Raw genomic sequence first — 923 nt, 5'->3', positions numbered from 1 at the left:
CTCGTTGGCTAGATTACCCATCGAGTGGATTTGAATTTCATCAACACTACTTTCGAGAAACACAGACTTGCGGTCCAACAACTCAGCATCAAACACCAAGTAGCCACGCTCTTTCGCAATTTCAGCACAGCGCTTCAATGCAAATTGTTCTATCTGCTCCCATGAAACGCTCGCAGCCTCGGTGTATTCAACGTAATAGCTCATTTTATCGATTTGCAGATCTCTAAAACCTGCAGGACCACCATCAGCAGCTTGATAAGTCGTAACACATGCGCTTAGTAGAGAAGCAATCACAATCAGTAATCCGGCACGAAAACTTAGTAGCGTTTTAAACACATATCACTCCTTTCAAATTTGAGCGTCGATTACACCAGTGTTCGATCCGTCATTCAATGACATTATTACTCTGCCAAAACGAAATTGCTGCACGCAGCACATCCTCTGGCGCTTCGTTCTGAGGGTAATGCCCGATACCACTCAATTTGATCACATCTGGATTTGGCACAAGTTCCTCAAAACGTGCCGCCATATGCAGGCCAGAAATAGGATCCTCAACGCCATTGATAAAGCGTAGTGGAATTGCACTATTGACTACACTGCCAACCCAGCGCTCTCGGTGAAGCGCACGCTCATCCATATACCCCACTAGCTTAACCATGCAATGGCGACCGTTCTCACGCGCTAACAAGTTGAAATGTTCTTGCAATAAATCTCTAGGCAATTTCACCGCGCAGATCGTGTTAAAGCTACTGACAAAACTTCTAAGGCTCGCCATACGAGCGAAAAACTTCCCAAACGGACTACGCAGCAATTTTTGCGTTAATAAAGGGCGATGTACTTCTGGAAATAATCCGCCATTCAAGAATACACAAGACAATTTCTTGGCATCTGGATTCTCTTGATTGCGAGCCAAAAGTTCCTGC

The 923-nt window shown here is 45.1% G+C and carries 2 protein-coding genes; both read right to left on the bottom strand.

The features are described 5' to 3' along the window. On the bottom strand, positions 1-336 hold a 336-nt coding region (locus A3762_RS20130; RefSeq protein WP_156493620.1), incomplete at its 3' end, for a hypothetical protein. Between the two features lie 49 nt (positions 337-385). Beyond that, a partial coding sequence (locus tag A3762_RS27855; protein ID WP_197469438.1) for an alpha/beta fold hydrolase occupies positions 386-923 on the bottom strand: 538 nt, incomplete at its 5' end.

It is taken from the genome of Oleiphilus sp. HI0125, from assembly GCF_001635355.1.
The sequence above is the reverse complement of the archived record's forward strand: the minus strand, read 5'-3'. Positions and strand labels throughout refer to the sequence as shown.